The sequence below is a fragment of the Phenylobacterium sp. genome (genome assembly GCF_004299445.1).
Lineage (GTDB): Bacteria > Pseudomonadota > Alphaproteobacteria > Caulobacterales > Caulobacteraceae > Phenylobacterium.
Genome location: NZ_SCTC01000063.1, coordinates 60,934 through 87,381, shown reverse-complemented (window position 1 = coordinate 87,381; position 26,448 = coordinate 60,934). Strand labels below are relative to the sequence as shown.

At 70.1% G+C, this 26,448-nt stretch carries 31 protein-coding genes; 16 read left to right on the top strand and 15 right to left on the bottom strand.

Annotation, left to right across the window (positions count from 1 at the left end; all coding sequences use genetic code 11):
- Window positions 1–120: 120 nt before the first annotated feature.
- On the bottom strand, window positions 121–564 hold the full coding sequence (locus tag EPN98_RS17110; RefSeq protein ID WP_293364120.1) for a biopolymer transporter ExbD: 444 nt from the start codon (window positions 562–564) through the stop codon (window positions 121–123).
- 277 nt (window positions 565–841) lie between these two features.
- Between EPN98_RS17110 and EPN98_RS17105 the strand changes: the two genes are divergently transcribed.
- On the top strand, window positions 842–1,810 hold the full coding sequence (locus EPN98_RS17105) for a WD40 repeat domain-containing protein (RefSeq protein ID WP_293364119.1): 969 nt from the start codon (window positions 842–844) through the stop codon (window positions 1,808–1,810).
- 52 nt (window positions 1,811–1,862) lie between these two features.
- Here the strand turns inward: EPN98_RS17105 and EPN98_RS17100 are convergent, their stop codons facing one another.
- Both EPN98_RS17100 and mtgA read right to left on the bottom strand, forming a co-directional pair.
- Window positions 1,863–2,288, bottom strand: a complete 426-nt coding sequence (locus EPN98_RS17100; protein ID WP_293364118.1) for a CBS domain-containing protein — start codon at window positions 2,286–2,288, stop codon at window positions 1,863–1,865.
- Window positions 2,289–2,718: 430 nt separating this feature from the next.
- Entirely contained in the window at window positions 2,719–3,417 is a 699-nt protein-coding gene (gene mtgA, locus EPN98_RS17095) for a monofunctional biosynthetic peptidoglycan transglycosylase (RefSeq protein WP_293364117.1), read from the bottom strand.
- A gap of 70 nt (window positions 3,418–3,487) precedes the next feature.
- On the opposite strand from mtgA, the gene EPN98_RS17090 reads away from it, so the two are divergent.
- From EPN98_RS17090 to EPN98_RS17070, 5 genes are all read left to right on the top strand, one after another.
- Entirely contained in the window at window positions 3,488–4,150 is a 663-nt protein-coding gene (locus EPN98_RS17090) for a nitroreductase (protein ID WP_293364116.1), read from the top strand.
- Window positions 4,151–4,289: 139 nt separating this feature from the next.
- Window positions 4,290–4,934, top strand: coding sequence for a lysoplasmalogenase family protein (locus EPN98_RS17085; protein ID WP_293364115.1), 645 nt, complete (start codon window positions 4,290–4,292; stop codon window positions 4,932–4,934).
- A 52-nt stretch (window positions 4,935–4,986) separates the two neighbouring features.
- Window positions 4,987–6,666 (top strand): calcium-binding protein, encoded by a 1,680-nt coding sequence (locus tag EPN98_RS17080; RefSeq protein WP_293364114.1) that lies wholly within the window; start codon window positions 4,987–4,989, stop codon window positions 6,664–6,666.
- A 91-nt stretch (window positions 6,667–6,757) separates the two neighbouring features.
- Window positions 6,758–7,240, top strand: coding sequence for a hypothetical protein (locus EPN98_RS17075; protein ID WP_293364113.1), 483 nt, complete (start codon window positions 6,758–6,760; stop codon window positions 7,238–7,240).
- A gap of 39 nt (window positions 7,241–7,279) precedes the next feature.
- Window positions 7,280–8,215, top strand: coding sequence for a cyclase family protein (locus EPN98_RS17070; protein WP_293364112.1), 936 nt, complete (start codon window positions 7,280–7,282; stop codon window positions 8,213–8,215).
- Here EPN98_RS17070 and EPN98_RS17065 read toward each other — a convergent pair.
- Window positions 8,212–8,967, bottom strand: coding sequence for a hypothetical protein (locus EPN98_RS17065; RefSeq protein WP_293364111.1), 756 nt, complete (start codon window positions 8,965–8,967; stop codon window positions 8,212–8,214). The two genes, EPN98_RS17070 and EPN98_RS17065, sit on opposite strands and share 4 nt — an antisense overlap.
- Window positions 8,968–9,156: 189 nt before the next feature.
- Between EPN98_RS17065 and EPN98_RS17060 the strand changes: the two genes are divergently transcribed.
- Window positions 9,157–10,017: a dienelactone hydrolase family protein gene (locus tag EPN98_RS17060; protein ID WP_293364110.1), complete on the top strand. Its 861-nt coding sequence runs from the start codon at window positions 9,157–9,159 to the stop codon at window positions 10,015–10,017.
- 26 nt (window positions 10,018–10,043) lie between these two features.
- Window positions 10,044–10,898, top strand: coding sequence for a dienelactone hydrolase family protein (locus EPN98_RS17055; protein ID WP_293364109.1), 855 nt, complete (start codon window positions 10,044–10,046; stop codon window positions 10,896–10,898).
- 8 nt (window positions 10,899–10,906) lie between these two features.
- Here EPN98_RS17055 and EPN98_RS17050 read toward each other — a convergent pair whose 3' ends face one another.
- Window positions 10,907–11,623 carry a hypothetical protein gene (locus tag EPN98_RS17050; protein WP_293364108.1) on the bottom strand — a complete coding sequence of 239 codons (717 nt, stop codon included), beginning with the start codon at window positions 11,621–11,623 and terminating at the stop codon, window positions 10,907–10,909.
- Window positions 11,620–12,477 carry an aminotransferase class IV gene (locus EPN98_RS17045; protein WP_293364107.1) on the bottom strand — a complete coding sequence of 286 codons (858 nt, stop codon included), beginning with the start codon at window positions 12,475–12,477 and terminating at the stop codon, window positions 11,620–11,622. Before EPN98_RS17045 ends, EPN98_RS17050 begins: the two co-directional genes overlap by 4 nt.
- A 193-nt stretch (window positions 12,478–12,670) precedes the next feature.
- Here EPN98_RS17045 and EPN98_RS17040 point away from each other — a divergent pair, with 193 nt between their 5' ends.
- Window positions 12,671–13,897: a Xaa-Pro peptidase family protein gene (locus EPN98_RS17040; protein ID WP_366558492.1), complete on the top strand. Its 1,227-nt coding sequence runs from the start codon at window positions 12,671–12,673 to the stop codon at window positions 13,895–13,897.
- Window positions 13,898–13,958: 61 nt separating this feature from the next.
- Window positions 13,959–15,173 (top strand): gephyrin-like molybdotransferase Glp, encoded by a 1,215-nt coding sequence (gene glp / locus EPN98_RS17035; protein ID WP_293364106.1) that lies wholly within the window; start codon window positions 13,959–13,961, stop codon window positions 15,171–15,173.
- Here the strand turns inward: glp and EPN98_RS17030 are convergent.
- Window positions 15,159–16,133, bottom strand: a complete 975-nt coding sequence (locus EPN98_RS17030; protein ID WP_293364105.1) for an XdhC family protein — start codon at window positions 16,131–16,133, stop codon at window positions 15,159–15,161. The two genes, glp and EPN98_RS17030, sit on opposite strands and share 15 nt — an antisense overlap.
- Before the next feature lie 87 nt (window positions 16,134–16,220).
- Between EPN98_RS17030 and EPN98_RS17025 the strand changes: the two genes are divergently transcribed.
- Window positions 16,221–17,087, top strand: a complete 867-nt coding sequence (locus EPN98_RS17025) for a bifunctional regulator KidO (RefSeq protein WP_293364104.1) — start codon at window positions 16,221–16,223, stop codon at window positions 17,085–17,087.
- Between the two features lie 138 nt (window positions 17,088–17,225).
- Here EPN98_RS17025 and moaC read toward each other — a convergent pair whose 3' ends face one another.
- The gene (gene moaC, locus EPN98_RS17020) at window positions 17,226–17,696 is read right to left on the bottom strand and encodes a cyclic pyranopterin monophosphate synthase MoaC (protein WP_293364103.1); all 471 of its coding nucleotides are present in this window, start codon (window positions 17,694–17,696) and stop codon (window positions 17,226–17,228) included.
- Complete coding sequence (gene moaB, locus EPN98_RS17015) at window positions 17,693–18,244, bottom strand: molybdenum cofactor biosynthesis protein B (protein ID WP_293364102.1); 552 nt, start codon at window positions 18,242–18,244, stop codon at window positions 17,693–17,695. Before moaB ends, moaC begins: the two co-directional genes overlap by 4 nt.
- Before the next feature lie 142 nt (window positions 18,245–18,386).
- On the opposite strand from moaB, the gene EPN98_RS17010 reads away from it, so the two are divergent.
- Window positions 18,387–19,385 (top strand): TauD/TfdA family dioxygenase, encoded by a 999-nt coding sequence (locus EPN98_RS17010; protein ID WP_293364101.1) that lies wholly within the window; start codon window positions 18,387–18,389, stop codon window positions 19,383–19,385.
- On the opposite strand, the gene EPN98_RS17005 is transcribed toward EPN98_RS17010, so the two are convergent.
- Genes EPN98_RS17005 through moaA form a run of 3 tightly spaced genes read right to left on the bottom strand, consistent with a single transcriptional unit; the run spans window position 19,382 to window position 21,106 of the window.
- The gene (locus EPN98_RS17005; protein ID WP_293364100.1) at window positions 19,382–19,825 is read right to left on the bottom strand and encodes a molybdenum cofactor biosynthesis protein MoaE; all 444 of its coding nucleotides are present in this window, start codon (window positions 19,823–19,825) and stop codon (window positions 19,382–19,384) included. The genes EPN98_RS17010 and EPN98_RS17005 overlap by 4 nt on opposite strands.
- Window positions 19,822–20,061 (bottom strand): MoaD/ThiS family protein, encoded by a 240-nt coding sequence (locus tag EPN98_RS17000; protein WP_293364099.1) that lies wholly within the window; start codon window positions 20,059–20,061, stop codon window positions 19,822–19,824. The genes EPN98_RS17005 and EPN98_RS17000 overlap by 4 nt, the downstream gene beginning before the upstream one ends.
- 4 nt (window positions 20,062–20,065) lie before the next feature.
- On the bottom strand, window positions 20,066–21,106 hold the full coding sequence (gene moaA, locus EPN98_RS16995) for a GTP 3',8-cyclase MoaA (protein WP_293364098.1): 1,041 nt from the start codon (window positions 21,104–21,106) through the stop codon (window positions 20,066–20,068).
- Between the two features lie 28 nt (window positions 21,107–21,134).
- On the opposite strand from moaA, the gene EPN98_RS16990 reads away from it, so the two are divergent.
- From EPN98_RS16990 to EPN98_RS16980, 3 genes are all read left to right on the top strand, one after another.
- On the top strand, window positions 21,135–21,734 hold the full coding sequence (locus tag EPN98_RS16990; protein WP_293364097.1) for a nucleotidyltransferase family protein: 600 nt from the start codon (window positions 21,135–21,137) through the stop codon (window positions 21,732–21,734).
- Between the two features lie 315 nt (window positions 21,735–22,049).
- Complete coding sequence (locus tag EPN98_RS16985; RefSeq protein ID WP_293364096.1) at window positions 22,050–22,541, top strand: hypothetical protein; 492 nt, start codon at window positions 22,050–22,052, stop codon at window positions 22,539–22,541.
- Window positions 22,542–22,681: 140 nt separating this feature from the next.
- Complete coding sequence (locus tag EPN98_RS16980) at window positions 22,682–22,888, top strand: hypothetical protein (RefSeq protein ID WP_293364095.1); 207 nt, start codon at window positions 22,682–22,684, stop codon at window positions 22,886–22,888.
- 183 nt (window positions 22,889–23,071) lie between these two features.
- Here the strand turns inward: EPN98_RS16980 and EPN98_RS16975 are convergent, their stop codons facing one another.
- Complete coding sequence (locus EPN98_RS16975) at window positions 23,072–23,713, bottom strand: hypothetical protein (protein WP_293364094.1); 642 nt, start codon at window positions 23,711–23,713, stop codon at window positions 23,072–23,074.
- 10 nt (window positions 23,714–23,723) lie between these two features.
- A complete protein-coding gene (locus EPN98_RS16970; RefSeq protein ID WP_293364093.1) occupies window positions 23,724–24,560 on the bottom strand; it encodes an enoyl-CoA hydratase-related protein in 837 nt (278 codons plus the stop codon).
- A gap of 114 nt (window positions 24,561–24,674) precedes the next feature.
- On the opposite strand from EPN98_RS16970, the gene EPN98_RS16965 reads away from it, so the two are divergent.
- Window positions 24,675–25,943: an MFS transporter gene (locus EPN98_RS16965; RefSeq protein ID WP_293364092.1), complete on the top strand. Its 1,269-nt coding sequence runs from the start codon at window positions 24,675–24,677 to the stop codon at window positions 25,941–25,943.
- On the opposite strand, the gene EPN98_RS16960 is transcribed toward EPN98_RS16965, so the two are convergent.
- Window positions 25,940–26,326: a hypothetical protein gene (locus EPN98_RS16960; RefSeq protein WP_293364091.1), complete on the bottom strand. Its 387-nt coding sequence runs from the start codon at window positions 26,324–26,326 to the stop codon at window positions 25,940–25,942. The two genes, EPN98_RS16965 and EPN98_RS16960, sit on opposite strands and share 4 nt — an antisense overlap.
- Window positions 26,327–26,448 lie beyond the last annotated feature (122 nt).

The window sequence follows — 26,448 nt, the reverse complement described above, 5'->3', positions numbered from 1 at the left end:
TAAGATATTACGAATGTGCAATAATACAACAGGCTTTGCCGTGCGTGGGGCCCATGAGGCACAGAAAAGCCCGCCAGGGTCTCCCCGGGCGGGCTCTTCCGAATTGATTGTGCGAAGCGCCTAGAGCTCTTCGTTGATCAGGGCCACCTGATAGAAGCCGTTGCCCTGCAGCGTGTTCATGACGGCCATGAAGTCCCCGTAGCGCACGTCGCGGTCGGCGCGGATGTACACGCGCTGCTCGGTCGGCGGGATGGTGGGGTCTTCGCGGGTCAGCACGACCGACAGGTCGCCGGTCAGGCGATCCAGCCCGGTGGCCTGCTCGCCGATGAAGATGCGCTGGCCGGCCTGCAGGTTGATCAGAACCGGCTCCTTCACCTTGGTGCCGGGGGGCGGCGGGATCGCGGGCGGCAGGTCGAGCTTGATCGACACCGTAGCGGCCGGGATCGACACCATGAAGATGATGAGGAGCACGAGCATGACGTCCACGAAGGGCGTCACGTTCATGTCCGAGTTCTGGCCGAGGTCGAACTTACCGCCGCCCCCTCCGCCAACCTTACTGCCCATACGTCCTGGTCCCTTGCCCTGGTGCGCGCGCAGTCCGCGCTTGTCGGCCCGACCATTGGCAAGCCGCCAAGCCCTTGTAAAGCGCGAATGCGCTGAACGGCGTTCGAAGGCGGGCAACGCCCAACGCTTGCCCCGCGGCGCCTCGACGCACACGCGCCTTCAGGCGAAGTGGATGCTGGTTCGCCGCCCGGAAGGCGCGCTCAACGAAGATGCTGTGCGCGCCTGGGGTGCAAAAACCGGTTTCCACTTTTGCGGGTCGCGCACTAAAGCCCGAGCCATGAATTTCGCCTTCGACGCCTATGTCACCGCCGCCCTGTTCGATCGGGCCGGCCGCGCAAGCTTCGCCCTGGGGGACGGCAGCGTCCGCTTCGAGGGAGGTGAGTCGCTGGAGGCGCACGACGGCGCGGTCCTGTCCGCCTGCCTGCCCCCGACGGGCGACGGCGTCGTGACCGGCGGCGACGACGGGCGGGTCGTGCTGACCACGCCGGCCGGCGCGACCGAACTGGCCAAGGTTCCGGGCCGCTGGATCGACACCGTCGCCGCCAGCCCCGACTCGAAACTGATCGCCTTCGGGGCCGGCCGTGAGTTGCACGTGCGCGACCCGGCCGACGCGGCGTTCGCCAGGGTCTTCCAGCACGAGAAGTCGGTGGCGGATGTGGCGTTCGATCCCAAGGGCCGGCGCCTGGCCGTGGCGACCTATGGCGGCGTCTGGCTCTGGTACGCCCGCATTGCCGACCAGAAGCCGGTGACCCTGAAGTGGGCCGGCAGCCACATCGCCCTGGCCTGGAGCCCGGACGGCAAGTTCCTGGTCAGCGCCATGCAGGAGAACCAGCTGCACGGGTGGCGCGTGGCCGACGAGAAGAACATGCGGATGGGCGGCTATCCCTCGAAGGTGAAGAGCCTGGCCTTCATGTCAAAGGGGAACCTGCTGGCCACCTCGGGCGCGAACGGGGCGGTGTGCTGGCCGTTCGCCGGCGCGACGGGACCGATGGGGAAGCAGGCCGCCGAGATCGGCTGGGACGAGAGCGCATTGACCACCCGCATCGCCGCCACGCCCGACAGAAGCTGGCTGGCCGCCGGCCTCGACGACGGCCGCGTCTGGGCCTGCGACGTCACCGGCGAGAAGCTGGTCCCGCTGAAGTCGGACAAGGGCGCCGCCATCACGGCGCTGGCCATCAGCCCGGACGCCAAGCGCGTCGCCTGGGGCGACGAGGACGGCGGCGCGGGCGTGGCGGAGGTGGGCTAGGACGACGCGCGCCAGTCCGCCCCGACGGGGCAGGCCGGCGCGCTGTGGGCGTCTAGTGCGCCGCGGGCGTGTTCTCGCTGATCTCGCCCAGGGTCTTGCCGACCGCCTTGGCGCCGTAGTCCACGGCGACGTCGCCCAGCGACAGGATGCCGGCCAGCTTGCCGTCGGCGTTCAGCACGACGAGGCGGCGGATCTGCTTGGCGCCCATCTTGGCGGTGGCGTCGGCCACGTTGTCGTCCTCGAGGCACGTCTCGACGCCCTCGGTCATCACCTCGGCGACCGGGGTGTCCAGACCCATGCCTTCGGCGACGACACGCAGGACGATGTCGCGGTCGGTGATCAGGCCCACGACCTTGCCGTCGTCGGTGACCGGCACCGCGCCGCTCTCGACCTCGGCCATGGTGCGGGCGATCTCGGCGACGGTGGTCCGCGGCGTGGCGGTGGCGACCTGGGCGGTCATGACTTCGCTGACGTTCATGGGGGGCTCCTCTGTCTCGGCGCCCTAAACCCCTCGGGCGCGACAGCGTTCCGTCGCTCGGCCGCCCGTCCGCGAAAGGTCCGCGAGCTCAGTCGGATGCACAGTTGTTCGAAATTCGTTCAATTTTGAATCAACTGCCCCAACGCACGTCAGCGCGCTGGACCCGGTAGAATTCGACGTATGGGAGAGGGCGCCGCGCCGAACGCGGCGAACCGGGATCTCGGGCCCTCCAGGCGACGTCCTAGCGGACGAAGACCTGCGACGGCGGCTCGACGTGCTCGGCCGTGCTGGTCCGCGGCGCGAAGATGACCGTGGCGATGGCGGCGGCGGCGATGAGACTGAGCTTGCGCATCTCGTTCCTCTCGCGAGCGACGCTATCCACGTGAGGCTAAGGATCGCTTACCGCGGCGCAGGATTTCGCCCGGCGGTCCTACAGCACGCAGGAGGTCAGGCCCTCACGCCGCACGGCCTTGGCGTTGCGGTTGATGCTGCCGGCGCGGCGTTTCATGTAGGGACCGGGCTTGGCGGCCTTCCAGGACAGAGGCTTGGGCACGATGGCCGCCAGGCGGGCCGACTGGGTGGCGTTGAGCTTGCTGGCGGGGATCTTGAAATTGCGCTGCGCCGCCGCCTCGGCGCCATAGACGCCCGGCCCCCACTCGATGGAGTTCAGATAGACCTCCATGATCCGCTCCTTGCCCCAGCCCACCTCGATCAGGACGGTGAACCAGGCCTCCAGGCCCTTGCGCACCCAGTCGCGGCCCGGCCAGAGGAAGATGTTCTTGGCGGTCTGCTGGCTGATGGTGGAGCCGCCGCGAAGCTTCTTGCCCGCAGCGTTCGCCGCCATGGCCTTTTCGATGGCCTCGAGATCGAAGCCGTGATGCTCGCAGAACCGGGCGTCCTCGGCGGCGATCACCGCGCGCACGAGGCTGGGCGAGATCTGATCCATCGGCACCCACTGGCGCTCGAACCCGCGGCCCTCGAGCGCGCGCTGGACCATGAGGAAGGTCACCGGCGGCGGCACGAAGCGGTAGATCGCCACCATCACCACCGGCCCGATGAAGAACACAATGAGGCCGGCGATGAGGATCGCCCGCACGAAGCCCCAGAATCCGCCGCCCTTCCTGGCCACTGGTCCTTGCCCTCACCCTAGGAAGGGATGGTAGGCGCGATTCGCAAGGCTGGGGTCAACGGGGAGAGCCATGAACGTCTCGGACGCCATCGAACACCGCATTTCCGTGCGCGCCTTCCTGGACCGGCCGGTGGCGAAGGACGTGGTCGCCGACATCATCGCCAAGGCGGCGCGCGCCCCGTCCGGCGGCAATCTGCAGCCTTGGCGGGTCCACGCGCTGGCCGGCGAGCCGCTGGCGGCGTTCAAGGCCGAGGTCGCCGCGAACCCGGGCGGCGAGCCGATGGAGTACAACGTCTATCCGCCCGACCTTTGGGAGCCCTTTCGCACCCGCCGCTTCGCCAATGGCGAGCAGCTCTACGCCAGCGTCAGCGTGCCCCGCGAGGACAAGGCCGCGCGCCTGCGCTGGTTCGCCCGCAACGCCGAGTTCTTCGGCGCGCCCGTCGGCCTGTTCTTCTGCCTCGACCGCAAGCTGGGCCCACCCCAGTGGGCGGACCTCGGCATGTACATGCAGAATGTGATGCTGCTGGCGGTGGAGGCCGGGCTGGACACCTGCGCCCAGGAGTTCTGGGCCCGGTACCCGCTGTCGGTGGCAAGGGCCGTCGGCCTGCCCGACGACCACATGGTCTTCTCGGGCATGGCCCTGGGCTACCGCGATCCCCAACATCCCATCAACGGCTGGCGGTCAGTGCGCGACGCGCCCGAGATCTGGTCGGAGCTGCGCGGCTTCGACTGACGGAGGCGGGTGGAGGGCCATCCTGGGCCGCGACTGAACATCCCACGGCCCCGAGCCCGCGGCGGCGGCTATTTCTTCGTGCCCTCACGCGCCGCCCTGGACTATCTCTCGTCCTGACTGTGGGGTTCGGGGGAGTCCGATGCGTTTCGCCGTCTGGGTGCTGGCCGCCGCGGTGCTGGCCGGGTGCAGCTATGTCGCGGGCTGGTTCCTGCCGATTCCGGCGTGGGCCAACGTCGCCTGGAAGGGCGCCGGCGTCAGCCTGCTCGCGGTGTACGCGGCGCTGAATGCGCGCTCTCTGGACGGCTGGTTGCTGGCCGCCGTCCTGGCCTTCGGCGCCCTGGGCGACATGCTGCTGGAGACCCATGGCCTGATCGTGGGCGCGCTGGCGTTCCTGGCCGGCCATATCACCGCGACAGGCCTCTACCTGCGCAATCGCCGTACGGCGGGCGCCGGCGATTGGGGGGTCGCCGGCGGCATCGTCATCGGCGTCACGGTCGCGGCCTACCTGCTGCCGCCCGAACGCGCCGGCGCGGGCCTGATCGCCCTCTATGCTTTGGGCCTCTCCATCATGGCCGCCACAGCCTGGCTCAGCCGCTTCCCCCGCCCCCTCGTCGCGGCCGGCGCCCTGATGTTCGCCGTCTCCGACCTGCTGATCTTCCTGCGTACGGGCCGCCCCGCCCTCGACATCCTCCCCATTGGCCTCGCCGTCTGGGGCCTCTACTTCGCGGGGCAAGCCCTGATCGCCGTGGGGGTGGTGCGGGGGCTGAGAGCCCGCCAGGGTTGACCGCCAAGCTTCCCATCGCCAGCTTGCGCGGCCGGGTGGGGAGTAAGCGTACATGCCGACGATCATGGGAACGGACGCGGCCGAGACACTGTCCGGTGGCGTCGACGACGACTACGTCAGTGGCCTCGGCGGTTCAGACTCACTCTCGGGCCTCGACGGCGCCGACTCCCTGAGCGGCGGCGCCGGCGACGACACGCTCGACGGCGGAGCGGGTAGCGACACGCTCTCCGACACGGATGGCTCGGACCGGCTCCTCGGAGGCCCCGGGTTTGACATCATCACTGTCAACCGCTCGCAGGGCGGGGGCCAGACAATCTATGTCGACGGCGGCGGCGATACCGACCTGATCTCGCTGCGGATCAGCAACGTCAACGCGACAGCGACGGTCCTGGGCGGCGACGGTGACGACGAGATCCGCGTCTACGGTTCGATCGGCGGACTGGTGGACGGCGGGGCCGGGAATGATCTCGTGGTCGTGGGCGACACGCTCACCAATCCCGGCCCCCAGACCCGCCAGGTCAGGCTGGGATCGGGCAGCGACCGGCTCCGCTACGACTTCAACTACACGACCGTGATCACCGTCACCGACTTCCAGACCGGCGACGCCGGCGACCGACTCGAGATGCGCACGGGACTCGACATCTTGGGCTGGGACGGCGCGACCAACCCCTTCTCGACAGGCCATTTTCGGTTGGAGCAGCGGGGTGGCGACGTCGTGCTGCAACGCGACCAGGATGGGCCCGGAGCGGCGCAAACCTTTGCCGACATCGTCGTGTTCCAGAACACGGCCCTGGCGAACTTTACGTCTACCAATCTGTTCGGCTACGCCGCGAATGGAGCGGCGCCGATGCCGGCGCCGAACGCGGGAACGCCCGCGAACGACTTCCTCTTCGGCTCGACGGGAAGCGACAGCCTCGCGGGATTGGCCGGGCATGATGAACTGCTAGGCCGAGCGGGCGACGACATCTTGGACGGCGGGGACGACGATGACTACCTCGCCGGCGAGGCCGGCGCTGACAGCCTCGTGGGTGGCGCCGGCAACGATTTCCTGACCGGCGACGGCGATGCCGCAGATTCGGCCGGCAACGATACGCTGTCGGGCGGTGACGGGCGCGACGTACTCGACGGTGGCCGCGGCGACGACCAGGTGTTCGGTGGGGCGGGCAACGACTCGATCACCGAGCGGTCCGGCACGAACTATCTCCGCGGCGACGAGGGCGACGACTGGATCAATGGCGGCGTCGGCTTCGACGACATCAACGGCAACATAGGGAACGACACCTGCATCTCGGGCGGTGGCGATGATTGGGTCGTCGGCGGCAAGGACAACGACAGCCTCATGGGCGGCGCGGGCGCCAACCTCGTCTACGGCAATCTGGGCTCCGACACCTGCGACGGCGGCGACGGCGACGACATCGTGCGTGGCGGCCAGGGCGACGATGTGATCTCTGGCGGCGCGGGCAACGACTTCCTCGCTGGCGACCGCGACAACGACACGATCAGCGGTGGGAGCGGCGCGGACATCTTCAGCACGCACGGTGCGGCGGGCATCGACCGGGTCACCGACTTCAGCCTCGCCCAGGGCGACCGGGTGCAGCTGGATCCAGGCACGCAGTACACCCTGGCCCAGGTCGGCGCCGACACGGTGATCAACATGACCGGCGGTGGGCAGATGATCCTGGTGGGGGTGCAGATGAGTTCGCTGACGCCGGGCTGGATCTTCGGCAACTAACCGTAAACCACGTCTCTTAGACCCGACTTCACCGCAACCGGTCACCCTGGGCTCAGGTCTCTCGAAGATCTTCCCGGCCCAGAAGGACCCCATGCGGCTCACGCCCCACCGAGTGATGCAGACGTTGCGCGTGGGCGGCATATCGGCCGGCGTGGCGGCGGTGATCGCGCTGGCGGGGCCGTTCAAGTACGAGGATCTGGGGCTGCCATTCCCCGACACGGTGGCGCACGCCGTGCTGTTCTACGGCGTGACGTTGGCGATGCTCAGCTCGCTTCCCAAGGCCCGCGCCAACGAAGTGGCGATGATCGCGATCCTGCTGGCCGGGATGAGCGAGGTGGTCCAGTCGGTGTTCGGCCGGTCGATGTCGTTCCATGATTTCGCCGGCGACAGCGTGGGCGTCGCGGCGGCCTATGCGCCGATCGCCATCACCCGGCTGCGCGAGCTGTCACGCCTGCACCCGCATCAGACCTTCGCCGAAATCCGGGCCGCCGACCGCCGCACCTCCCGCGCGATCGGCGCACGCACCGCCACCGAGCAGGCCGCCGCCAAGCTGGTCACTCCGCCCGGGCCGTGACACGCTCGCCGCCACAATAACAAGGCGGAGGGAGAGGTCATGATCGGGAAGCTGCTGGGCGCGACGCTGGCCGTGGCGTTCGTCGCGGGCGCGGCTCAGGCGCAGGACGACTGGTATCCGTCCAAGTATGGCGCGGCCGACACCCTGGGCGCCGTCAACAACCTCTCGCCCGAGGGCGTGAAGCGGGCGGCCGCGCTGGTGAAGACCGGCAAGGTGTATGCCCTGGGCATCCCCACCGGCCCCGACGCCCCGGTCTACGGCGAGCGCAAGTATACCGCCGAGGGCATTCCCACGCCGCCGCCCGGCCAGCCGCCCATCGGCGAGAGCAAGGTGACCGCCTTCGACGAGAAGGTGACCACCAGCATGGGCATCGGCACCCAGATGGATGGCCTGGCGCACCTGGGCATCGACCACCGCCACTACAACGGCATCAGGGCCGACGAGCTGGCGGCGACCAGGTTCGCCAAGCTCGACATGTCGAAGATCCCGCCCATCGTCACACGCGGCGTGGTGATCGACATGCGCAAGCATTTCGGCAGGCCGCTGGCCGCCGGCCACGCCTTCACCGCCGCCGACATTCAGGCCGCGCTGAAGAGCCAGAAGATCACGATCGGCAGGGGCGACGTGGTGCTGCTGCACACCGGCTGGATGGCCGACAAGCTGGCCAGCGACAAGGCGACCTTCCAGGCCAGCGAGCCGGGCCTGGGCCTGGAGGCGGCGACCTGGCTCTGCGACCAGGGCGTGGTCGCGATTGGCGCCGACACCATCGCGCTGGAGGCCATCCCGTTTGAGAACCCCAACCGCCCGTTCGTGGTCCACCAGCACATGCTGGCCAAGCGCGGCGTCCACGTGCTGGAGAACATCAACGTCGGGCCGCTGGCCGCCGACGGGGTCACCGAGTTCCTGTTCGTCCTGGGTCAGCCCCGCTTCCAGGGCACCGTCCAGGTGGTGATCAACCCGATCGCGATCCGCTAGACGGCATAGAAGCGAGCGAACGTCGCCAGCGGAGCCTGGACCGCCAGCACCCGGAACGGGAAGGCGGTCCATGGCGCGTCCGGGTCCAGGCCGTCGAGGTTTGCGAGGAACGCGTCCCGGACGTCGGCGCGGATCGCCTCGCGGCTGTCGATCATCTGGCCCCAGCTGGACGTGCCCGTCAGGTGCACCGGACCTGGCGCGAGCGCCCGCGTCGCCACGTACGGCGGCGGGAACAGGCGGCGGTAGGCCTCGAGGTTGTAGAGCCAGGAGCGGCCGGCGATGTGGGTCGCGTCGGGATGCTTTTCGGCGATCCGGCGCATCATGGCGGCCAGTTCGTCCCGGCGCCGTTCGATCTTCGCCGAGGCCAGCGGGCCGCCCGCCTCGTCGGTGTCGCGGTTGTTGAAGTGGATCTTCACCGCCCCGGCCTTGGGCGCCTCGAAGGCGAAGCAGCCGAAGCCCTCCTGGCCCGCCAGGGGCAGCGCCTCGTCGACGGCATCGCGGAACATCGCCTGGCACAGCGCGACCTGATCGGCCATCGACCCTGTCGCTTCCAGCCGTTCCACAAACGTCAGCCACGCCTCGGTCGGCGCGGTCATGATCGGGATGCCCTGGCCGAACCGGCGGCAGAGGTTGGTGTGCTGGTACGCCGCCTCACCCAGGCTGAGGCCCGTCAACACAGCCATCCGCGCCGCGAACCGCAGCTGAACCTCGAAGTAGGGCCCCAGGCGCTCGGCCCGCGCCGCTCGGCTCATGTCCATCGCCCCGCTCACAACCCCGTTCGCGCCCGGCCGCCCGCAGGCCGACAGGCGCGGGCACACTGATCTGGTTCTCGCCTGACCGCCATGCTTGCCTCCCGCCGAAATACCGCCGCAACATTCCCAGCGACGCATACGCGCCGAAGAAGACGCCTGCGAACGGCGGACAGCGAGCGGGAGGCTCCCATGTGCGACGACGATATCCACGTCGGTCTTGTCTATGACCCCAAGGTGTCGCGCCGGACGTTCGGCGTGCTCACGGCCGCCGCCGCGGGCGGCGTCGCCACCGGCGCCTATGCCGCCGACGTGGTGGAGAAGGATGTCGAGGTGAAGACCGCTGACGGGGTCGCCGACGCCGCCCTCTTCCACCCTGCCGGCAAGGGGACCTGGCCCGCCGTCCTGATCTGGACCGACATCGCGGGCCTGCGCCCGGCCTTCCGCGAGATGGGCCGCCGGCTGGCCGGCCAGGGCTACGTCGTGCTCGTGCCCAACCCCTTCTACCGCTCGGTGAAGGGCGTGGTCGCCACGCCGGGTTTCGATTTCTCGAAGCCCGAAGACCGCGCCCGGGTCATGGGGTATCGCGGCGCGATGAGCAACGCGGGCATCGACAGCGACGCCCAGGCCTACGTGGCCTTCCTCGACGCCCAGCCCCAGACCAGCAAGAAGAAGAAGGTGGGCGTCCAGGGCTATTGCATGGGCGGGCCACTCTCGTTCCGCACGGCCGCGGCGGTTCCGGGTCGCATCGGCGCGGTGGGCAGCTTCCATGGCGGCGGGCTCACCACCAAGACGCCCGACAGCCCGCACCTGCTGATCCCCAAGACCAACGCCGGCTACCTGGTCGCCGTCGCCCAGAACGACGACAAGGCCCAGCCCGACTCCAAGGACATCCTGAAGGCCGCCTTCGCCGAGGCGAAGAAGACCGCCACGGTCGAGGTTTATGCCGCCAACCACGGTTGGTGCGTCAAGGGCAGTCAGGTCTACAATGAGGCCGAGGCCGAGCGCGCCTGGGCCGAGCTCAGCAAGCTGTACAAGGCCAAGCTGGGCTAACCCCATCCCCCGTCAGAGGCTCCCCCATGTGCGACGATATCCATGAAGGCCTGATCCACGACCCCACGGTCTCGCGCCGCACGTTCGGCATCCTGTCGGCCGCCGCGGCCGGCGGCCTGGCCACCAACGCCTACGCCGCCGACGTGGTCGAGAAGGACGTAGTGGTGAAGACGCCCGACGGCGAGGCCGACGCGGCGCTCTACTATCCCGCCGGCAAGGGCGCCTGGCCGGGCGTGTTGATCTGGTGCGACTTCCTCTCGCTGCGCCCGGTGTTCCGCGAGATGGGCCGCCGCCTGGCCGCCGAGGGCTATGTGGTGCTCGTGCCCAACTTCTACTACCGCTCAAAGAAAGCCCCGGTGTTCGAGGGAACCTTCAACTTCGCCAGCCAGGACGACCGCGCCAAGATCGCGCCCTTCCGCGCGGCGCTCACCAACGAGGCGGCGACCCGCGACGCCGGCGCCTACATCGACTTCCTCGACGCCCAGCCGCAGACCAACAGGAAGAAGAAGATCGGCGTCCAGGGCTATTGCATGGGCGGCCCGCTGACCGTGCGCACCGCCGGCGCGCGTCCCGGCCGCGTCGGCGCCGCCGCGACCTTCCACTCCGGCGGTCTGGTCGGACCGCAGCCCGACAGCCCGCACCTGCTGATCCCGAAGACCAAGGCGGCCTACCTGATCGCCACGGCCGAGAACGACGACAAGCAGCGCCCGACGGAAAAGGACGAGCTCAAGAAGCTGTTCGCCGACAACAAGCTGAAAGCCACGGTCGAGGTCTACGCCGCCGACCACGGCTGGTGCGTCAAGGGCGGGCCCGTCTACAAGGAAACCGAGGCCGAACGCGCCTGGGGCGAGCTGCTGAAGCTGTACAAGACGAGCCTGTAGGCTCCACCTCAGAGGCGGTGCGCGAGCATCGCCTCATAGTGGGGGCGCGCGGCGTCGGCGATGCGGCGAAGGTGGTCCGGCAGCGGCGGGTAGGCCGTGCGTTCGGGCGTGGAGAAGCCAGTCGATTTCCACACTGAGTCGTACCAGGCCGGCGCCCAGACGCCGTCGCTGTCGCGAGGACCTGCTGGCCAGTTCAGCATCGCTTCCGAGAACTCGATCTCCAGAGCAGCGCACAGCCTGCCGAGCGTCCCGCGCGGATCCGCCGTGACGTCCGCGCCGCGCACGACGGGCGGCGCCTTGCCCAGCCGATCGGCCTCGCGCTCGAAGATCACGCGCTGCTGAACCACGCCGATATCGTCCAGGGTCACCTCGCCCCGCTTGGCCACATACGAGGCCAGCACTTCGGCCGGGTCGCGGATCAGGAAGGCGTTGCGGCAGTCCCGCACCCACTCCAGGCCGAAGCCCGGTAGCATGTGGTGCGCCATGTGCTTCTCGTACACGAGGTCGCCGCCAGCGGCCGCCAGCCCCTCGGCCACCGCGCGCCAGTCAGTCGGCTGCGCCGCCAGCACCTCGTCGCGCATCGGATGGTCCAGGCCGGTCTCGGCCAGGTAGGCGGCGTAGAACGGCTCATCCACCACCGTGCAGCCGGGGCGGTTCTCGAAGCTGCGCATCATGGCCGTCGAGATGTTGCGCGGCCCCGACCACATCGCGATCCGGATCGTCATGCGACGCCTGCGTCCTCGTCCTTCAACGCCTCGTACGCCGCCCGCAGGCGTTGCGTCATCGGCCCCGGCAGCGCCTCGGGCAGCGTGTGGCCGTCGATCGACCGCACCGGCGTCAGCCCGCCGAAGGTGCCGGTAACGAACGCCTCGTCCGCCTCGGCCACGTCGCCAAGGTCGAAGTCGCCCAGCGTGATCGGGATTCCGTGCCGGCGGCAGAGGGCGATGACGTTCGCGCGGGTCACGCCATTGAAGCAGTAGTCGCCGGTCGAGGTCATCACCCGGCTGTCCTTCACCCAGAAGAAGTTGGTGGCGTTGCAGCTCGAGACGAAGCCGTTCGGGTCCAGCATCAGCGCCTCGTCGCCGCCCTTCTCGATGGCGTCCAGCAGCGCCCGGATCAGCGCCAGCCGGCTGTGCGAGTTCAGCCGCATGTCGAACATCTCGGCCGGCGTGCAGAGGATCGACGAGGTGGCCAGCGCCAGGCCCCGCGTCAGGATCTCGGGCGACGGCTCCTTGTACTCGGCGGTGATCACGATGGTGGGCTTGCCCAGCCAGTTGCGCGGATCCTGGTTCACCGCCTTCTTCTCACCGCGCGTCACCATCAGCCGCAGGTGGGCGCCGTGCTCCATGCCGTTGGCGGCCAGGGTGCGCTGGATTTCCGCGGTCAGTTCAGCCGGGGTGAGGCCGATGTCGAGGGCGATGTCCTTAAGGCCCGCGTACAGCCGCTCCAGGTGGGTCTCGAGGAACAGCAGCCGGCCGTGGTGCAGCCGCAGCCCCTCCCACACGCCGTCGCCCAGCACGAAGCCCGCGTCGAACACCGAAACGCGCGCCTGATCCTTGGGCACGAGCTCGCCGCTCACATACACTTTGAGATCGGCGTTCCTGGGGTCCGCCGCGAAATCCTGACTGCCTGCCATGCCACTTCGTAGCCGCCTCCCTTCAATCCCTCAATTTGGAACGTCATCCTTGGGGCCCGATCCCGGGGATTCATCTATCGGCGGCGAGACCAGGCCGGGGATGACGTCCTTGAAGAGGTGATGGAAAAGGGGCGCGGTGGCGCGCTACCTCTGCCGCGCCAGCAACGGAGCACGCATCATGATCGGCGGATCGACGGCGGAACAGGAACTCGCGGACCTGAGGCCCTGGCCCAACCCGGCGCCGCCCATCACCCGCGACGAGCGCCTTGACCGGCTCGCCAAGGCGCAGTCGCTGATGATCACCGACGCCCTGATCATCGGCGCCGGCGCCTCGCTGCGCTACTTCACCGGCGTGGGTTGGGGCGCCACCGAGCGACTGGTGGCGATGCTGCTGCCGAAATCGGGCGTCCCGGTGATGATCTGCCCACGCTTCGAGGAGGGCTCGCTCAACGCCTCGCTCGGCATCGAGGCGCCGCTGCGGCTCTGGGAGGAGCACGAGAGCCCCTACGCGCTCTCGGCCCAGGTGCTGAGGGAATGGGGCGCAAGGTCGCTGGCCATCGACCCGGCCCTGGCGTTCGACATGTTCGACGGCCTGCGTCAGGCCGCGCCCGACATTGCGATGCCCAGCGCCGCGCCTGTCGTCGACGGTTGCCGTGCGATCAAGTCGCCGGCGGAACTGGCCCTGATGTCCCAGGCCAAGGCCATGACGCTGGAGGTCCACCGGCGCGCCGCCCGCATCCTGGCGCCCGGCATCACCACAGGGGCCGTCCGCCGCTTCATCGACCAGGCGCATCGGGCGCTGGGCGCCGACGACGGGAGCACATTCTGCGCCGTGCAGTTCGGCGAAGCCTCAGCCTATCCGCACGGCCTGCCGGGCGAGCAGGAGCTGCAGGATGGCGACCTGGTGCTCATCGACACCGGTTGCCGGGTCCAGGGCTACAACTCCGACATCACCCGTACCTACGCCTTCGGGACGCCCACCCCGGAGCAGCGTCGCGTCTGGGAGGTCGAGAAGAAGGCCCAGGCCGCCGCCTTCGCCGCCGTGAAGCCCGGCGTGCCGTGCGAGGAGATCGACGCGGTGGCCCGCCGCGTGCTCGCCGCCGAAGGGTTCAGCCCGGACTACGACCTGCCGGGCCTGCCCCACCGCACCGGCCACGGCATTGGCCTGTCGATCCATGAGGCGCCCTACCTGGTCCGCGGCGACAGGACCCCTCTGGCCCCCGGCATGTGCTTCTCCAACGAGCCGATGATCGTCATCCCCGGCGAGTTCGGTGTGCGGCTGGAGGACCACTTCCACGTGACCGAGGACGGCGCCGCCTGGTTCACCGAACCGCAGCCGGATCTGGAGCGGCCGTTCAGCTAGACGTTCTCGTCCCCGAGACGAGGGCGTTGATCTGCGCGCGCGGCTGGGGTTCATGACGCCCATGAAACTCCTCGCCGTCGACGACGCCCGCGCCCGGATGCTGGCCGAGATTTCCGCGCTCGCCGCGGAGGCGGCGGCCATCCAGTCGTCCATCGGCCGCGTGCTGGCCGAAGACGTGACCGCTGTGCGCGACCAGCCGCCGTTCGCCGCGTCCGCCATGGACGGCTGGGCGGTGCGCAGCAGCGATACGCCCGGGACGCTCCGGATCGTGGGCGAGAGCGCCGCCGGCCACGGCTACGTCGGCGCAGTGCGGCCGGGCGAGGCCGTTCGCATCTTTACCGGCGCCGCTGTGCCCGCCGGCTGCGACGCCATCGTCATCCAGGAAGACGCTGCGCGCGAGGGCGAGGCTGTCGTCGTCCCCGACACCAGGAGCGGCAACCACCTGCGCCCCGCGGGCGGCGACTTCATGGCCGGCGCAACGCTCCTCACCCGGGGGACCCGGATCGATCCCTGGCGGTTGTCGCTGGCCGCCGCCGCCGGCCGCGCCGAACTGTCGGTGGCGCGGCGACCGCGGGTCGCCCTCTTTTCCACCGGCGAGGAGATCGTCGAGGCCCCCGCCACGCCCGGCCCCTTCCAGATCTACGATTCCGGATCGCGCGCCCTCGAGGCGCTGATCACCGGCTGGGGCGCCGAGGCTCATCGCGCCAGGCCGGTGAGAGACTCGCTGGAGGCCACCATCGAGGCGCTGCGCGGCGCGGAGGCTGACCTGGTGGTGACCGTGGGCGGCGCCTCGGTCGGCGACCACGACCTGGTCCGCGCGGCGGCGGAGGCCCTGGGCCTGCAGATGAAGGTGGCCAGCGTTGCGGTGCGGCCCGGCAAGCCCACCTTCTTCGGCGTGCTGGGCGACGGCCGTCGCCTGCTGGGCCTGCCCGGCAATCCGGCCTCGGCCCTGGTCTGCGCCGAGCTGTTCCTGCGGCCGATCCTCAACGCCTATCAGGGTGCGACGCCCGGGCCCGAACTGCGGACCGCGAAGGCCGCCCAGCCCCTGCCGGCCAATGGCCCGCGCGAGCACTGGATGCGAGCCCAGCTGGGCTACGAAGACGGCGTGGTCGTCGCCCGGCCGTACAGAGATCAGGACTCTTCGCTGGTCAGCGTCTTCGCCGCCTCCGACGCGCTGCTGCGCCGTGCGCCCAACGCCCCCGCGGTGGCCGAGGGCGATGTCGTCGACGTCCTTCCGCTGGCCCGCGCGTCGTCGGCGCGATCAACCCTCGAGTGATCCCGCAAGCGGCCGCGCATAGCGCATCGCGGTGATCTCGCCGATCACCGACACGGCCACCTCGAACGGCGCCTTGCCGCCGATATCGAGACCGATGGGGGCGTGCAGGCGGGCGAGCGCCGCCTCGGGCATGCCTTCCGCCTGCAACTCGGCCAGACGCCCGGCCAGACGGCGCCGCGCGCCCAGGAGACCCACATAGGCCGCCGCCGAAGGCAGCGCCGCCTTCAGCGCCGCGCGGTCGGTATCGAGGTCGTGCGTCGCCACGGCGACCGAGGTCCATGCGTCGAGCCCGATGATCTCCAGCGCCGTCTCCGGGTCCTCGCGGCGATAGGCGACGCCCGTGACAGGCGGCGGGGTCTCAGGGCCCTTGGGACGCACCAGCGTGGTCTCGAATCCCGACCTCACCCCCAGCTCGGCGATGGCCAGCGCCGTCGGGTCGCCGCCCACGATCACCAGGCGCGGCGTAGGCTCATAGGTCCTGGTCACGGCCGCCTCGGGCCAGGGCGAGAGATCGGGCGCGCAGGCCCGCGTCCGGCCATCGCTGACGTAAACCACCGGCCGCCGCTCGCCCCAGGCATCCAGCAGCGCGGTCAGCGCCGGATCCTCCGCCGACAGCCGCTCCAGGAAGATCTCGATGCGGGCCCCGCACAGCAGCCGGATGTCGGGCCAGGGGCTGCCGTCGCCGTAGACCAGGGTCCGCGGCTCGCCATCCGAAAGGCAGGCCGCCGCATGGCCGGCGATGTCGCCCTCGACGCAACCGCCCGAGAAGTAGCCGGACACAATCCCGGGCGCGAACACCATCTGCGTGCCCTCGGGCCGCGGCCCGCCGCCTTCGACCGAGACCAGCGTCGCGAGAACCAGCGCCGAACCCCCGTCCCGCGCCGCCTTCAGCGCCGGGCGCACGTCCTCGGCGAGGCCGAACTGCGCCCACTCCGGAAGTTCGAAAATAGAGTCAATCACGCCTTAACCTTCGGTGGGATACAGCTTCTTAGTCTTCCTGCGTCAAATTGGCCCCTCCACCCGATTTGACCAAGCATTTCAGGCTGCATGACCGCTTCGCTCAGCAAACTCGGCCTCGGGACCGCCCAGTTCGGTCTCGACCAGCCCCCGGGCCCCCGGGGTCGGCCGCGCGAGGCTGAGGCTCGCGACATCCTTTCGATCGCCGGCCGTTCGGGCCTCTCGGTCCTGGAAGTGCCGCGACAGCCGTCGAACGCCGACACCCTGCTGCGCGGCGCCCTGCCCCAGCCGCAGCCCTTCCGCCTGAGCCTCACCACCATCCGCCCCGACCGCGGCCCCGACGCCGTGGAGGCCGAGCTGCGCGCCCAGATGCTGCGCCTGGGCGTCGAGCGGGTGGACGCTGTCATGGCGCCCTCGGCCACCGACCTGTTCTCGCCCCAGGGCCCGGCCATGTGGGACCGGATGCGGGCGCTGAAGGACGAGGGTCTCTGCAAGCGTATCGGCGTGCCGGTCTACGCCTCGGACGATCCGGTGGGCGTCGCCCGCCGCTTCAAGCCCGACGTGGTCCAGGCTCCGGCCTCGCTGCTCGACCAGCGCCTGCTGCTGGACGGCTCGCTCGCCGCCATCGCCGACCTGGGCATCGAGGTGCACCTGCGCTCGATCTTCCTGAACGGCGTCCTGTTCCTGCCGCCCGACCGGGCGCCCAGCCACCTGAAAGCCGCCGCGGGCCGCATCAGCCGGGCGCGCCGCCTGATCGCCGAGGGCAAGTCCGATCCGCTGCAGGCGGCCCTGGGCTTCGCGCTCTCGCGTCCGGAGGCCTCAGCCGTTCTGGTCGGCGTCACCTCGGCCGCCGAAATGAGCGCCGTGGTCGCCGCCGCCATGAGCCCGCCCCCGGACCTCGACTGGGACGAAATGGCCATCGACGACCCCGAGGCCCTGAGCTGGGCCGCCGCTTAGGCCCAAGGCCTTTCCCTCCCCTTTATGGGGAGGGTGGCGAGCGAAGCGAGACGGGTGGGGAAGCGTCGATCCTCCCCGAACTCCCAGACAAGCCCGACTTCCCCCCCCTGCTCGCCTTCGGCGAGCTGTCCCTCCCCATTAAGGGAGGGAGAAGTCCCCCGACTTGCCGCCGGTCTTGCTCACCAGCCGCACGGCCTCGATGACCATGCCCTTCTCGGCGGCCTTCAGCATGTCGTAGAGCGTCAGCAGGGCGACCGAGCAGGCGGTCAGCGCCTCCATCTCCACGCCGGTCTGGCCCGTGGTCTTCACCCGCGCCGTCACGCTCAGCCCGCCGTCGCCAGGCTCGACCCGCACCTCGGCCTTCGAGATCGGCAGGGGGTGGCACATGGGGATCAGGTCGGACGTCTTCTTGGCCGCCATCACGCCGGCGATCTCGGCCACCGCGCGCACGTCGCCCTTCCGGCCCTCGCCGGACAGCGCCAGCGCCAGGGTGTCGGGCGCCATGCGCAGGAACCCCTCGGCCACGGCCTCGCGCGTGGTCACCGCCTTGTCCGAGACGTCGACCATGCGCGCGCGGCCGGTCTCGTCGATGTGGGTGAGCTTGCTCAAGACTCCATCAGCCGGGGCATGAGCTCGACCATGTTGCAGGGGCCGTGGCGGCTATCCAGCTGGGCCGAGATCACCTTGTCCCAACCGTCCTTCACCGCGCCGTTCGAGCCCGGAAGGCAGAACACGAAGCAGCCCTTCACGATGCCGGCCAGCGCCCGGCTCTGCAGGGTGGACAGGCCCACGGACTGGTAGCTCACCATGTGGAAGACTACCGAGAAGCCGTCGATCTCCTTGTCGAACAGCGGCCGCACCGCCTCGGGGGTCACATCGCGCCCGGTGATTCCGGTGCCGCCGGTGGACACGATGGCCTCGACGCCTTCGCCCACCCAGGCCAGAATCTGGGCCCGGATCGCCTCGACGTCGTCCTTCACGATCCCGCGCGCCACCAGGTCGTGGCCCGCGCCGGCCACGCGGCTGGCCAGCAGATCGCCCGAGGTGTCGCTCTCCTCGTCGCGGGTATCCGAGATGGTCAGCACCGCGACCTTCACGGGCTTGAGCGTCTTGGCGGTGTCGATCTTCCCACCGGGGGTGAAGACGGGTGCGTTCATGGGTCGGAACTCCTTGCAGGCCCAATCTAGCGACGCTGTCGCCCGGTTCCTACTGCCGCCGGCCCCGATCCAGGCTTGTCATCGCTCGCGACTGGGATTTAAATTTCCAGAAATATCGAAATAAACTCAAGGACGGCTGTGCATGAACCAGGTCTCTGCGCCGCGTTCCGACGTCCCTGCCACCCTGACGTCGCCGGACGTCTGGCGCGGCTGCGACCTGCAGGGGCGCACCGACTGGCAGTACGCGTTCACCCGGGCCGACATCGACGAACTCCTGTCAGCCGTCGCGCATGCCGGCGACAAGCCGATGAGCGACTGGACCCGGGACGACCTGCCTCTGCCGACGCTCGCGCCCAGGATCGCGGCGTGGATGGCCGAACTGGATCGCGGTCGCGGCTTCGTGCTGCTGCGGGACTTCCCGGTCCAGGACCATTCGGAAGACACCTGCACGCGCGCCTACTGGGCGCTGGGGCGGCACATGGGCCGCGCGATCTCGCAGAACACCGACGGCGACCTCATCGGCCACATCCGCGACACCGGCGCCGACCCGACGGCGTATGGGGTGCGGCTCTACAAGACCCGCGCCGAACAGGACTTCCACACCGACGGCGCCGATGTGATCGGGCTCTTCTGTCTGCACGCGGCCAAGTCGGGCGGCGTCAGCCGGATCGTCAGCTCGCCCGCCATCTACAACCGGCTGCTGGCCGAGCGCCCCGACCTGGCGCCGGTGCTCTTCGAACCGTTTCCCTTCGACACCCAGGGTCAGCACAAGCCGGGCGGCCGCCCTTGGTTCGACCTGCCGCTGTGCCGCTACGCCGACGATCGCCTGCGCACCTTCTTCATCCCCTGGTACATTCGCGAGAGCCAGCAGCATGCCGAGACGCCCCGGCTGACCCGCGCCCAGGAAGAGGCGGTGGCCTTCATCGAGCGCACGGCCAACGACCCCAGCCTCTACCTCGACATGGACTTCCGGCCCGGCGACATGCAGTTCCTGAAGAACGCCGCCGTGCTGCACAAACGCACCGAGTACGAGGACTGGAACGACCCGGCGCGCAAACGCCATCTGCTGCGGCTCTGGCTGGTCGATCCCAACTTCAGCGCCGGCGACGAGCGCCTGCGCAAGGGCGTCGCGGCCGGCTAACCCCACCGCTCGCGGTCGGCGTGGTCCTGGGCGGTGGGTTCGATCCAGCGCTCGCCGTCGGGGCCGTGTTCCTTCTTCCAGAAGGGGGCGCGGGACTTGAGGTAGTCCATCAGGAAGTCGCAGGCTTCGAAGGCCGCGCGGCGGTGCCCCGCGGCGGTGGCCACGAACACGATGGGTTCGCCCGGCCCGATCCTGCCCACGCGGTGCAGGATCGCCACGTCGTGCAGCGCCCAGCGGCCGCGCGCCTCGTCGGCGATCTTGCCGATCGCGGCCTCGGTGAAGCCCGGATAGGCCTCCAGCTCCAGCACGGCCGTCGCGCCCTGCTCGGCGCGGGCGATGCCGGTGAAGGTGGCCACGGCGCCGGTCTCGCTGCGCCCGCGCGTGAACGCGGTCAGCAATGCGCCCGGATCGAAGGGCGCCTCGGTGAGCGAGATGGTCATCCGCCGCTCATCGGCGGCAGGAAGGCGACTTCGCTGTCGGCAGTCAGCGCCGCGTCGCCGCGCACCACCGCCTGGTCGATCGCCACCTGCACGCCGGGCCCGCCGATCGCCTCGCCCAGGTCGGCGTCCTCCGCCGCCAGCACGATCCGAAGCGCCGAGAGCGAGTCCGCCTCGATCTGCCGCTCCCGCCAGCCGGCGAGATCGCGCAAGGGTCCGAACAGCAGCACGCGGGCCATGGGTTCAGCCGCCCGTCGTGGACATGTGCCGCGCCACGGCCGGCTGGCGGCGCGCGATCTCGAAGTCGTGGCCCTTGGGCTTCGCATCGACGCCGCCCCGGATCGCGGCCATCAGCTCGGCGTCGGTGGCGCCGGCCCGCAGGACGGCGCGCAGGTCGGTGGCGTCCTCCTGCCCCAGGCAGGTGTGCAGCGTGCCGGTGCAGGTCAGCCGCACGCGGTTGCAGCTTTCACAGAAGTTGTGGCTGAGCGGGGTGATCAGGCCGAGGCGCCCGCCGGTCTCGGCGATCCGCACGTAGCGGGCCGGGCCGCCGGTGCGATGCGCGATCTCGTCCAGCGTCCAGAAGCTCTCCAGCTCGCGCCGGACCTCGCCCAGCGACAGGTACTGATCGGTCCGGTCGGCCTCGATCTCGCCCATGGGCATGGTCTCGATCAGCGTCAGGTCATGGCCCTCGCCATGCGCCCAGCGGATCAGGTCGGGGATCTCGGCGGCGTTGTCCTGCTTCAGAGCCACGGTGTTGATCTTGACCGCCAGCCCCGCCGCCTTCGCCGCCGCGACACCCTCCAGCACCTTCGCCACCTGCCCGCCGCGGGTCAGGGTGCGGAACAGGTCGGGCTTCAGCGTATCGAGCGAAACGTTCACCCGCCGGATGCCAGCCGCCGCCAGTTGCGGCGCGAACTCGGCCAGCCGGGTGCCATTGGTGGTGAGCGTCAGCTCGTCCAGAGCCCCGCTGCGCAGATGGCGCGACAGGCTGCGGATCAGGTCCATCATGCCCTTGCGCACCAGCGGCTCGCCGCCGGTCAGCCGGATCTTGCGCGTTCCCAGGCCGATGAAGGCCGTGGCGATGCGGTCCAGCTCCTCCAGGCTCAGCACCTCGGCCTTCGGCAGGAAGGTCATGTGCTCGGCCATGCAGTAGACACAGCGCAGGTCGCAGCGGTCGGTGACGGACAGGCGCAGATAGGTCACCGTCCGGCCAAAGCCGTCGACCAGCGGCGTGGTCGATGCGCTACCCTTGGCCGGGGGCGCCATGTCGTCGTAGGGCGTCATTGGCGTGCAAGATAAGGGGGAACCGCGCGTGACGACAGTGCCCGCCGCTGGTGAAAGCTTCGCCGCCCTGATCCTGGCCGCCGGCCAGGCCCGCCGGTTCGGCGGCGGCAAGCTCACCACGCCCTTCGAGGGGCGGCCCCTGTTGCATCACGCGATGGCGGCGGCCCAGGCCGCGCCGGTGACGTCCATCACGCTGGTGACCGGCGCCGACGCCGAGGCGGTCGCGACCTGCGCGCGGGCCTTCGACACCACCATCCGCGTCGTCCATGCGCCCGGGCACGCCGAGGGCATGGCCGCGTCGCTGCGCGCCGGCGTCGCGTCGCTGCCGCCCAAGACGCGGGGTGTGTTCGTATTCCTGGGCGACATGCCGCGCATTCCCACACCCGTGCTGGAGCCGCTGGCGAAGGCCGTGGCGAAGGGGGCGTCGGCGGCCGTGCCGGTGTTCGACGGACGGCGCGGTCATCCGGTGGTGCTGTCGCGGTCGCTGTTCCCGGCCGTGGCGGGGCTGACGGGCGACACCGGCGCGCGCCCGCTGCTGCATGCCCTGGGCGCACGGGTGGCGCAGGTTCCCACGCCCGATGCCGGGGTGCTGTTCGACGTGGATGTTCCCGGCGACCTGTCGCGGTGAGGCGACGCTAGACCGTAAGGTCCACCCTCTTCACAGCCGGCGAGGGCGCGATCCTCACCTGGTCGGCGAGGTTCAGCGCCCTCGCCGCAGCGGCGAGGGTTTGCGCCGCCTGCTCCGACGTGGGCAGGCTCAGGGCCGTCCAAAGCCCTTGACCGGAATTTCGCAGCTGGACGCTGACCATAGCGTTGCCTCGGAATTCTGGGTGCGACCATATGGCGCAACCCCTTAACCCCCAGTTAACCGACCCGTGTTCGCTGGACGCCGTATTCGGATCGGCGCGCTTGCAGCGTGCGATCCCGCGGGCGATGCTTGGCCATGGCCTTCCCGTTTCGTGGCGTCTCCCTTCTTGCCGGGCTCGCGCTGGCCGCCTTCGCAGCCTCCGCCTCGGCGCGCGACTATGTGGTGGTCAGCTCCACCGACCCGGCGTTGGCCCGCGGCCAGGCCTTCGACGCCGGTGCGCGGATCCCGCTGCCGGCGGGCGGCTCTGTCGTCCTCATGCACGCCACCGGCGACCTGGTTCGGCTCAAGGGCGCGGCGGGCGGCGTGGTGCTGCCCCGGCGCACCGCCAGCCAGGGCGACGCCGACCGACTGGCGATCCTGAAGGTCATCGTCGCCCCGCCCGGCCGCCAAGCCGCCGGCGGCATGGCCCTGCGCAAGACCCGTTCGGGCGTATGCCCCGCGTCGGATCAGCTGAAGACGCTGGACGCCATCGTCCAGGTCTACGAGGCCGGCTGCCCCACCGCGGCGAGCGAGGCGCTGGAGGCCTGGTTCACCGCCCATCCGCCCACGGACGCCGATCCGGGCTGACCGCCAGGACGCCCGCCGGTCTGTCGGCTCGCCGACAACGCGAAAACGTTACCCATGGCGAAGCCGAACCCCTTGGTCGCTCAGCGCTTTTGGGTGGGCGGTCCGGTGGGCCGCGTTCTCAAAACCGGAAGGAACATCCCATGGGCAACGAAAACAACATGAACCCGAACGACCCCACCCGCCGTCCGCAGCAGCAGGACAACTCGGGCACGCAGCAGCAGCCCGACCAGCAGCAGCAGCAGCGTGACCGTCAGGGCCAGCAGGGTGGCCAGGACGGCGCAAAGCAGAACGAAGCCGGGCAGGATGGCCGAACGGGCCAACAGGGCCAGGGCGATCAGAACCGCTAGGTTTTCGACGCTGCACGCCGCCCCTCAGCGGGGCGGCGTCGCGGCCCCGAAACGAAGGCGGCCCCGGCAGCCATCTAAGGCGCCAGGGCCGCACACCCGTCGCTCACAGGATCCCAAGGGGGTAGGGACCGGGAGCGCGATCGTCCGCACATGTAGGGGGCCCTTCGCCCGGTTCAAGACCGGCTATCGCAGCGCCGCCAGCGCCAGCGACGCCGCCGCCTCTTCCAGCTTGGCGCGCTCGGCGGCATAGGCCGCGTCCGCCGCCTGATAGCGCGCCGCCAACGCCTCGATGTTCGTCGTCATCAGGGTCTGCTCCGCCGCCAGCGCCGCGCAGCCTGCATAGGCCGCCAGCGCCTCGTTGGCGTTGCAGGCTTCGACAGCCGCCTGAACGGCCGCCGCCTGGGTCTCACCATCGACCTTCCACTTGGCCTGACCGTCCAGCAGAGACTTGCGGGCCGCATCCGCCTCGCGCCGCGCAGCGCTGACCCGCGCCGTGAGCCCCGTCCGTTGACCCTCGGCTGCGGACTCGGCGCCGCGCGCCGCCGCCAGCGCCCGGGCCGCCGCGGCGCGGATCTTGGCTTCCTGCTCGCCGACGGCGGTCAATGCCGGCGCCGCCGCTTCGTTGAAGGCCTTCGCCGCGCTCAGGGCCGCATCGACGGCCTCGGCGCCTTCGGGCGGCGGCGCATCGGCGGGCATCGCCGGCGCGACCGCCACGGCCGGCGCCGCCGTGGCGGCGGCGTCCGGCATCGTCGACACGTCGGCGCGCTTGCCTTCGCAGGCCGCGACCAGCAAGGCCAGACCGATCACCGCGACCCTGAAATTCACGGCCTACTCCCTACTTGCTGGAGAACTGCGGCGTCCGCTTCTCCATGAACGCCTTCATACCCTCCAGCGCGTCTTCCGTCCGCAACAGCGGCAACAGCTGCAGGAAGACGTGGTGCACATGCTCGTCGAAGCCCTCGGACAGGCCCATCCGCATCATCCGCTTCGAAGCCTGGACCGCGAGCGGCGCATTGGCGGCGATTTCCAGGGCCAGGGCGCGGGCGGTCGCAGCCACCTCGGCCTCGGGCACCGCCTTTGACGCCAGGCCCAGCTCGACGCACTCGGCGGCCGTCAGGGTCCGGCCGGTGAAGATGATCTCTGACGCTTTCGACCAGCCCAGCAGCCGCGGCAGCAGCCAGGTGCCGCCGCTCTCGGGCACGATGCCGCGCTTGACGAAGGCCGCGGCCATCTTGGCGCCGTCGGCCATGATCCGGATGTCGCAGCCCAGGGCCGTATCCATACCGTAGCCGGCGGCCGAGCCGTTCAGCGCGCAGATGGTGGGCGTGTCCAGGTTGAACAGCACGGTCGGCGGCGTGAACCGCAGGTCCAGGTTGGTCGAGGTCGACGCGCCCTCCAGGCCCGTGCTGCCCTTGGTGGCCCCGCCCAGGTTCAGGCCGGCGCAGAACGCCCGGCCCGTGCCCGTCAGGATGATGCAGCGCACGTCACGGTCGCGGTCGGCCTTCAGCAGCAGCTCGGTCAGCTGGTTCAGCATCGGCCCCGAGATGGTGTTCATCCGCTCAGGCCGGTTCAGGGTGAGCGTCGCGATGTGTTCGCTGACCTCGTACAACACCTCGGGTCCGGCGGTTTCAGCTGCGGCTTGCGGGGCGTTCGCGGGGGCGCTGTCGGCCATGGGAAGTCCTCCTGATCCTTTGCCCCAAGGGTAAGCGCTTGCCCCTAGGCGAGGGCAATGGATTTTCGCTTACGCCGTCAGCGTGCCATGCTCGGGCTTCGAGGGGGAGCAGGCGTGGCGACGAGAGTCGAGACAGCCGAGGGGCAGGCGGCCGCCCCCACGGGCTTCGGGGCCTATCTGTTCGCGCACGCCGCCTGGTTCCTGGCGTTCGGCGTCCAGATGGTGCTGTTCCCCTATCTGGTCCGGGTGGTCCTGCAGGAGAATGAGATCCGCCTGGGCATCGCCCAGATGTGCCAGAGCCTGCCCACCACGCTTCTGATCCTGCTGGGCGGCTTCATCGCCGATCGGGCCGACGGCAAACGGATCGTGGTGCTGGCCTGCCTGGTCTCGACGGCCGTCTTCCTGGGGCTCGCGGGCCTGGTCTCCGCCGGCCGGCTCACCTACGGCCTGCTGATCGTCTACGCCCTGACGGTGGGGGTGATCGGCGCCTTCGCCACACCGGCCCGGGACGCGCTTCTCAGCCACGTGGCGCCCGTCGAGGGCGGCGTGCAGCGGGCGGTGTCGGGCGCCTTCATGGCCCAGTTCGCCGGACAGATCCTGGGCATGGTGGCGGCGATCATGGCGCCGCTGGTGGGCGTCGCCGCCCTCCTGTTCGGTCAGGCGGGCCTGCTGCTGGCGGCCGGGGTCGCGGCGCTGCGCATGCGCCCCCGCCTCCGCGAGACTCGCGCGCCGCAGGCTGGTCATCCGTTGCGCTATCTCGGCAGCGAGATCGCCGACGGATTCCGCGCGGCCGTCGCCTCCCCGATCATCGGGCCAGTCGTCCTCTGCAGCGCCGGTATGGGCGTCTGCTTCATGGGCGCCTTCGCGGTGCTGCTGCCGCTGGTGGTCCAGGGGTATTTCCCCGCGGTCGTGGCGGGACGCGACAACACCGCCATCGCTTCGGCGCTGGGGGTCTTCACGCTCTGCTTCTGGGTGGGCTCGATGCTGGCGGCCATCGTGCTGATGCGGGCTGGCCCGCCAAAGCGGAAGGGATTGGTCTATCTGACCGCCCTGGGCTCTGGCGCGATCGTACTGGGACTGTGCGCTATCCCGATGCCGTTCTGGGCGCTCTGCGCGCTGAACGTCGCCTGGGGCGTCGCCGGCGGCGTCACCATGACCCTGGGCCGCGGACTGGTGCAGGAGCATGCGCCGCCCGACAAGCGCGCCCGCGTGCTATCGATCTTCACGCTCGGGATGATGGGCGGAGGCCCGCTGGGCGCTGTGGCCTATGGCGTGCTGGCCCACGAGATCGGGCCGCGCATGGCGATCCTGTTCCCGTCGATCCTGATGGGGATGATTGTGGCGGCCGTCGCGGCCCGTTCACGCCTTCGGACGCTGGGCTAGCCCCAGGCGATCTTCACCCGACGCACGCGGACAGAGGCGGCGATGGCGTCGGCGCGGGCCTGATCCTCGCCCACGTCGGCGGCCCAGGCCTGGACCTCGGACGGCCAGCGGGTCTCGGTGATCATCACCCGACTGCGCGGCATCTGCCGGTCGGCGGCGTTGCCGGCGTAAATGCCCGCCATCACCTTGCCGTCGCAGGCCACATAGAAGATCGCGAACGAGGCGCGGACCTGACCATCCTCGAGCTTGCAGCCCTCAGGCAGATCCACCGTGAATGCAGCCCGCGCCCGGCCCAGATCGAACACCGGCGGCGCGGCCCCAGCCGTGCTCGCCATTGCGCCGATCGCCAGCGCGAGACCAGAGGCCTTCGCCTTCCAAGCCATCGCAGTTCCTCCCAGAGCTCCGCCTTATGATCTGGGCCTTTGCGGCCTCGGCGGTTGCTGTGTTGAGGGTATGGAACACCGGCTTTCGCAAACGGTCCACCCATCAGATGGCCGCGCCCCCC